This window comes from Microcystis sp. M53598_WE2 (assembly GCF_030067735.1).
GTDB lineage: Bacteria > Cyanobacteriota > Cyanobacteriia > Cyanobacteriales > Microcystaceae > Microcystis > Microcystis aeruginosa.
Map to the genome: position 1 here is coordinate 1 of NZ_JASJFE010000626.1, position 7,631 is coordinate 7,631.

Consider the following 7,631-nt stretch of genomic DNA (forward strand, 5'->3'; position numbering starts at 1 on the left):
AAACTGGAGTCAATACCACTTTTGTTCAGGATAATCACTCTATGTCCCTAAAAAATGTCCTGCGAGGATTGCACTATCAAATCCCCAATCCCCAGGGTAAACTGGTGCGAGTGGTGAACGGTAGTGTTTTTGATGTGGCCGTGGATGCGCGTCAAAGTTCCCCCACTTTTGGGCAATGGGTAAGCTGTGTTTTAAGTGCGGAAAATAAACGTATTTTCTGGGTTCCCGAAGGTTTTGCCCATGGCTTTCTAGTTCTCTCTGAACGAGCCGAATTTCTCTACAAAACCACTAATTATTATTATCCCCAATACGAAAAAACCATTGCCTGGAATGATGCCGATTTAGGGATTGACTGGCCCTTAGATACCCCGCCGATTCTCTCCCCTAAAGACCAAGCTGGACAACCCTTTAAATCCGTGGAAGTTTTCCCCTAAAGACAATGAAAAAAGTTTTACTAATTGGTGCTAAAGGTCAAGTGGGACAAGAGTTACAAGTAACTTTACCATCCTTGGGCGAAGTTATTAGTATCGGTCGAGAAGAACTAGATTTAACTAACTCGGAAAAAATCGGCCAGTTAATTAGGGAAATTCACCCCGATTATCTGGTTAATGCCTCCGCTTATACGGCAGTGGATAAAGCCGAAATTGAGCCAGATTTAGCCTATTCTATCAATGCTACAGCCCCGAAAATCATGGCGGAATCTGCCGAGAAAATTAAAGCTAAATTTCTCCATATTTCCACCGATTATGTGTTTGATGGTCGAAAAAATACCCCCTATCTAGAAACCGATCTAACTAATCCTTTAGGGGTTTATGGACAATCAAAGTTAAGGGGAGAAGAGGAGATTAAGACTGTTAATTCTCAGGCAATTATCCTACGGACTGCTTGGGTTTACGGCAGTTATGGCAAAAGTAATTTTGTCAAAACTATGCTGAGATTAGGCAAGGAAAGAGAGGAGTTAAAAGTAGTTGTTGATCAGGTGGGAAGTCCCACTTGGTCCAAAGATATCGCCGCAGCAATTACTCACCTTTTAATTAATGTCGATAATCCCACAGGAATCTATAATTTTACTAATAGCGGTGTCGCCAGTTGGTTTGATTTAACTAAAGCGATTTTTGAGGAGGCAAAAATAAGCGGTATTCCCCTAAAAATTCAGAGAGTAATTCCCATTACTACTGCTGAATATCCTACCCCGGCGGTGCGTCCGGCCTATTCGGTTCTTTCTGGTCAAAAAATCTCGCAACAATTGGGTTATATTCCTCCCTATTGGCGGGATTCTCTCAAAGCTATGCTCAACCAACTATTTAATCTTTAAAACTATGAAAGCACTAATTTTATCCGGTGGTAAAGGTACGAGGTTACGTCCCCTAACCTATACTGGAGCAAAACAGTTAGTTCCCGTTGCCAATAAACCAATTTTATGGTATGGAATCGAGTCAATTGTCGCCGCAGGAATTACTGATATTGGCATTATCATCAGTCCCGAAACTGGGGAAGAAATTCGTCAGACCACGGGCAGTGGTGAACAGTTTGGGGCTAAGATAACTTATATTCGCCAAGATCAACCAGCTGGATTAGCTCACGCGGTCAAAACTGCCCAATCTTTCCTAGCAGATTCCCCCTTTATTATGTACTTGGGTGATAACCTAATTGAGGATGATTTATCGCCCTTTTTAGACTCTTTCCAAAAACAGTCCCTTGATGCTTTAATTCTGTTGCGAAAAGTGTCTAATCCTAGTGCTTTTGGGGTGGCAAAAGTAGATGAAACCGGCAAAGTTTTATACTTAGTCGAAAAACCCAAAAAACCTCCCTCAAATTTAGCTTTGGTAGGGATTTATTTTTTTGCCCCCACCATTCACCAAGCGATCGCATCTATTCAACCTTCAGGCCGGGGTGAGTTAGAAATTACCGACGCTATCCAAGAATTAATCAATCAAAATAAAGCAGTAGAAGCCAATAAACTGCTGGGTTGGTGGTTAGATACGGGTAAAAAAGATGACTTATTAGAAGCAAATCGGATTATCCTTGATACCAGTCTAGAAATCGCTTTGCAGGGAGAAATTGATGCTAATAGTCAGGTGATCGGACGGGTAAAAATTGGTCAGGGTAGTAAAATTATTAATAGTACCATTCGCGGCCCTGTCATTATTGGAGAAAATTGTCACATTGAGAATTGTTTTATCGGTCCCTATAGTAGTGTGGCTAATGGAGTAAAATTAATCGATGCCGACGTAGAACACAGTGTTATTCTCAAAGATGCCACGATTATTGGCATTCATCAGCGCATAGTTGATAGTGTGATCGGACGACGGGCAAAATTAGAAATTGCCCCCCAACGTCCAAAAGCTTTACGCTTTATGATCGGGGATGATTCCCATGTAGAATTAGTGTAGTTAATGGGGATTAACTGCCCCTTTAATTAGGGTTTGCGGCAAAAAGTTTTTCCTGGGTGTAGGGTGTAGGATTTTACCGATTTTCAGAGGTTCAATTACCTAATTTTCAGGGAAAAAGTACCTGAATTTTCACCCCAATCACTCCAATCGCTGGCACTTTTTGCTGGGAAAAAAGTCTAAAAGCCTTATCCAACAAGGTTTTTAGATTTCTTCAGCCAACCCTAACTATGTTATAATTAAGAGTCTGACCTATTTTACCGTTCTAGAACTATGACGCAACAGTATCGCATTACCCTACTACCCGGCGATGGCATCGGGCCGGAAATCCTCGCTGTCACCGTAGAGATACTGAAAGTCATCGGTAAAAAATTTGACCTCCAGTTTGACTTCCAAACCGCTTTAATTGGAGGGGCTGCCATTGATGAAACCGGCAGTCCCCTCCCCGAAGCAACCCTGAGCGCCTGTAAAAATAGTGATGCTGTTCTCCTGGCCGCTATCGGGGGTTATAAATGGGATAATTTGCCCCGGCAGCAAAGGCCAGAAACGGGATTATTAGGCTTAAGATCTGGTTTAGGTCTTTTTGCTAATTTACGTCCTGCCACCATTTTTCCGCAATTAATCGACGCTTCTAGTCTCAAACGGGAGATTATCGAGGGAGTGGATATCATGGTCGTCCGGGAATTGACCGGGGGTGTCTATTTCGGTCAACCGAAGGGGATTTTTGAGACAGAAACGGGAGAAAAATGCGGTGTAAATACCATGGTTTACTTGGAATCGGAGGTGGACCGCATCGCTAAGGTAGCCTTTGAAATTGCCCAAAAACGCGGCAATAAACTCTGTTCCGTCGATAAAGCTAATGTTCTCGATGTTTCCCAACTCTGGCGCGACCGGATGACGAAAATGGCCGCTAATTATCCCGATGTGGAACTTTCCCATCTCTACGTCGATAACGCAGCCATGCAGTTAGTCCGGGCCCCCAAGCAATTTGATACTATCGTCACGGGCAATTTATTCGGTGATATTCTCTCCGATGAAGCGGCCATGTTAACTGGTAGTATCGGAATGTTACCCTCCGCTAGTTTAGGGACTGCTGGGGTGGGAGTTTTTGAACCCGTCCACGGTTCGGCCCCGGATATCGCCGGCCAAGATAAAGCCAATCCGATCGCCCAGATTCTCAGCGCTGCTATGATGTTAAAATATGGGCTAAATCAGCCTTTAGCGGCAGCATCGCTGGAAAAAGCCGTAGAAAAAGTCTTAGCTCTCGGTTATCGTACCGGAGATATTTTCTCGGAGGGTATGACCTTAGTGGGATGCCAAGCTATGGGCCAGGCCATCCTAAAAGTTTTAGAATCCTAACAAAAGTGACAAATTCGGAAATCGTCATATACCATTGATTTAATAAATACGTCAATTTAATCGTGGGGAGACGAGTGCTATGGTAGCCCTATCTGAGAAAACAGAACAACAGCGTGTCGATATGGAAATCCCAATTTTGTTAGATCCTACTGTCTTACGGGCAGCCAGACGCATTTATCGCATCTACTGTACCCTCAATAGCAGAGTTAGTAAACGTCCTTTTGGTGTCGCTATTAACCGCGACAATCATCGCGGCCAATTAATTTTTAACAATAAACCGATTCTTCTCCCCGGGGAATGTTTCGTCCCGATTAAGCAAATCGAATCGGAAGCCTATTAATTTTTGTGAAGATTTGCCCTGAATATCTTGCCAAACGTCAGCTAATACCCACTGGCGTAGTTTTTTTGTCTAATATAGGGTTTGCTGAATAAATCTAAAAACATTGTTCGATAAGACTTTTAGACCTTTTTGCAATCCAAAAGTACCGGCCATTGGAGTAATGGGGGGGAAAATTCCTGGACTTTTTCCCTGAAAATCGGTAAAACCCTACACCCCACACCCTACACCCCACACCCCACACCCAAGACAAACTTTTTGCCGCAAACCCTAATATAAAAAGATGTTCGGGAATAATCTTAACTCTACCCTAATCCAAGACCTCGATCGCCTAGAAAATCGTCTTCGGGAAATTCCCCTCGAACCGGGGGTGTACTTCCTGCGCGACCAAAATGGCGAAATTCTCTACATTGGTAAATCCAAAAAACTCCGGTCTAGAGTCCGTTCCTATTTTCGTCCCAGTCAACCCCTCAGTCCCCGCATTGCTTTGATGGTGCGACAGGTGACGGAAATTGAATTTATCGTCACCGACACGGAAGCAGAATCCTTGGCCCTAGAAGCTAATCTAATTAAACAACATCAGCCCCATTTTAATACTCTCCTCAAGGACGATAAAAAATATCCATACATTTGTATTACTTGGTCGGAAACCTACCCGCGCATTTTTATCACCCGCAAACGTAGGATAAATAACCAAAAAGACCGTTATTATGGTCCCTACGTCGATACTAGGCTGCTGCGCTACACTTTACACCTAATTAAACGCACTTTTCCCCTGCGTCAACGTCCCCAACCTCTTTTTAAAGACCGTCCCTGTTTAAATTATGATATCGGTCGTTGTCCGGGGGTTTGTCAAAAACTAATCAGTCCCCAAGATTATCGAGAAACCTTGCAGAAAGTGGCGATGATTTTTCAGGGAAGGACGGGGGAATTATTAGAGAAATTAGCGACAAAGATGCTCGCAGCGTCGGAAAACCTAGATTTTGAACAAGCGGCCACGATTAGGGATCAAATTCGCGGATTACAGGCCCTTAATACCGATCAAAAAGTCTCTTTATCTGATGATACCGTATCCCGGGACGCGATCGCTTTAGCTAAAGACGAGCAGCATTGTTGCATACAATTATTCCAAGTGCGTTCCGGTCGTTTGGTGGCACGTTTGGGATTTTTTGCCGATAGTCAGTCAGCAAACGAGGGAGAAATCCTGCAAAAAGTCCTAGAAGAACATTATTTATCGGTGGAAGGGGTGGAAATTCCTAGCGAAATCCTGCTACCCTGCGAATTACCGGAAGGTGAGGTGTTAGCGGGGTGGTTAAGGGAAAAAAAAGGTCGCAAAGTCGAGTTAACTGTCCCCCAACGGCAAAGTAAAGCGGATTTATTAGCTATGGTCGAGAAAAACGCTCTTTATGAGTTAGAAAAGACGAAAAGAAGCGCCGACCGGGATTTACAGTCTTTGCAGGATTTAGCGGTAATTCTCGATTTACCGGCACTACCCCACCGCATCGAAGGTTATGATATTTCTCATATTCAGGGTTCTAATGCAGTCGCGTCGGGAGTGGTGTTTATCGATGGGGTGGCCGCTAATCAACATTATCGTCACTATAAAATCAAAAATCCCGAGGTTAAAATCGGCCATTCCGATGATTTCGCCAGTTTAGCAGAAGTAATTCGGCGGCGTTTCCGTCGTTATGCCGAAAATCCCGATAATATTGCCGAAAGTGATGATTTTCCCGATTTGGTCATGATTGATGGGGGAAAAGGACAATTATCGGCAGTGGTGGCAGTTTTAGGGGAGATGAATTTATTAGAACAGGTAAAAGTTGTTAGTTTAGCTAAACAGAGAGAGGAGATTTTTTTACCGGGGGAATCCTCTCCTTTAGAGACAGATAAGGAACAACCCGGAGTGCAATTATTGCGTCGAGTCAGGGATGAAGCGCACCGCTTTGCTGTTAGCTTTCACCGACAACAAAGGATGCAAAAAAGTCGCCGTTCCCGTTTGGATGAGATACCGGGTTTAGGTTTTAAGCGACAAAAGGAGTTATTAGCTCATTTTCATTCTCTGGATTATATTCGCGAAGCTTCCCTAGAACAATTGCAACAGGTGACAGGAATTGGGGAACAATTAGCTAAGGAAATTTATAATTATTTTCATCCTAGGTAGGGATAACCTGTTGAAGAATATCTAAGGCTTGACGGGGGGTTATGATGAGAATATCTTCAATAAAACTCTATGTTCTACAAGCGATCGCACTACAACTGAAAACCTAGACTAACGCTGAGTAACTTCACTCAACGCTTCTTGCAGCAGTTCATCACTCACACCATGACGCTTCAAACTAGCAACGAGAGCAGAAATTGTATCTCCCTCTAGACGCTCCAAATCCGCACGCAGCCCTTGTCCAATGTAAGCACGCATCAAAGGTTGATAACCTGAGAAACCAAGTAACGGTGCAACCCGCTTTAAATCTTCAATCACATCTTCGGGAATACGAATCGTGATTGTAGTCATAGGGCGATTTCTCTCCAGTCGTTTTTTTAATGCCTCAACTTTCATTGACTAGACTCTGTTTCAACGTTTGTCTCTCTATTTTAACCTAGGCTTATTGACAGATAAAAATCAATTCAGGGTAATTTTATGCTAATCTGCGACTTACCGACGTAAGTAGGTAGGTGTTAAAAGTTCTCAGCTCCCCCCGCCTATCGGCACCCCCCTCATCAAGGTAGGGTTGATTCATGAATCAACCCTACCTTAAATTAACCCTACTATGAATCAGCCCTATCCTTATCAAGGGGGCAGGGGGGATCAGACGCAAAATCTATCTTCAATTTAATTATAACCAGCTACTTAACTGCTTAACTGAATCTGCTAGGATGCTATCACAGAATAGAAGACTACATCTATTAATTACTGAGGCAGAACTAAGTTTAACCGCTCCTTTTTTAACTACTTATATCGCTTTCAGGCAAAAAATTAGGCGTTTTCGGTTTACCATGGTCAAAGTGTGCTTTCTAGGCTAATGACTTTGACTAAAAACCCCGTGATCAGAAACCGTCGTTTTTCCCCGCGCAATCTCTTTGAGACTTGCATGGCCCTATTGGTGTTATGTAATTATATTCTGGTTATTTTCGATTTAACCTATATTCCCCTGCGAGATTTTTGGTTACAGGGACGCTTGCAAATAACTTTATTAAGATTTAATGAACCAATAAAACTCGGGCCGATTGCCTTTCAAGAATTACAAATACCCCCCGATCAACCCCTAGAAATTCCCTTTGTTAAAGGAATCGCTAAGTATGATGTGGTGAAAGGAATTAAACCCTATCGTAGTACCAGTGAATATTTAGAGACGGTTAATAAACTTAATCAACTAATTAATCAAAAGCTCTTTAACCCAGAGTTTAATCTGCAAGAATATCGCCAGGAGATTGAGAAAGTTTTAGATAATTTGCGCCAAAAAAGTATCAATATGGTCGATAATAATCCCTTTGCCTCGGCGGAGAAAACTGGGACTTTAGAGAAGATTAAAAATAAAATGCGCTTGCGG

Annotated in this window: 7 protein-coding genes and 1 pseudogene; 7 read left to right on the forward strand and 1 reads right to left on the reverse strand. The window is 42.9% G+C overall.

Annotated features, from left to right (window positions below):
• The 6 genes from rfbC to uvrC all read left to right on the forward strand — a co-directional run.
• Positions 1–434, forward strand: a 434-nt coding sequence (rfbC, locus tag PX636_RS12740) for a dTDP-4-dehydrorhamnose 3,5-epimerase (protein WP_288117470.1), incomplete at its 5' end; no start/stop codon positions are given.
• A gap of 5 nt (positions 435–439) precedes the next feature.
• On the forward strand, positions 440–1,315 hold the full coding sequence (gene rfbD / locus PX636_RS12745; protein WP_288117472.1) for a dTDP-4-dehydrorhamnose reductase: 876 nt from the start codon (positions 440–442) through the stop codon (positions 1,313–1,315).
• Between the two features lie 4 nt (positions 1,316–1,319).
• Entirely contained in the window at positions 1,320–2,393 is a 1,074-nt protein-coding gene (locus PX636_RS12750; protein WP_288117474.1) for a glucose-1-phosphate thymidylyltransferase, read from the forward strand.
• Positions 2,394–2,663: 270 nt separating this feature from the next.
• Positions 2,664–3,749 (forward strand): 3-isopropylmalate dehydrogenase, encoded by a 1,086-nt coding sequence (leuB, locus tag PX636_RS12755; RefSeq protein WP_288117476.1) that lies wholly within the window; start codon positions 2,664–2,666, stop codon positions 3,747–3,749.
• Between the two features lie 79 nt (positions 3,750–3,828).
• Positions 3,829–4,089 carry a hypothetical protein gene (locus PX636_RS12760; protein WP_002734814.1) on the forward strand — a complete coding sequence of 87 codons (261 nt, stop codon included), beginning with the start codon at positions 3,829–3,831 and terminating at the stop codon, positions 4,087–4,089.
• A 280-nt stretch (positions 4,090–4,369) separates the two neighbouring features.
• Positions 4,370–6,247, forward strand: a complete 1,878-nt coding sequence (uvrC, locus tag PX636_RS12765) for an excinuclease ABC subunit UvrC (RefSeq protein ID WP_288117478.1) — start codon at positions 4,370–4,372, stop codon at positions 6,245–6,247.
• 108 nt (positions 6,248–6,355) lie between these two features.
• Here uvrC and PX636_RS12770 read toward each other — a convergent pair whose 3' ends face one another.
• Complete coding sequence (locus PX636_RS12770) at positions 6,356–6,640, reverse strand: hypothetical protein (protein ID WP_079207039.1); 285 nt, start codon at positions 6,638–6,640, stop codon at positions 6,356–6,358.
• Between the two features lie 463 nt (positions 6,641–7,103).
• Here PX636_RS12770 and PX636_RS12775 point away from each other — a divergent pair.
• Positions 7,104–7,631 (forward strand): annotated as a pseudogene (locus PX636_RS12775) (hypothetical protein); the annotation flags it as partial.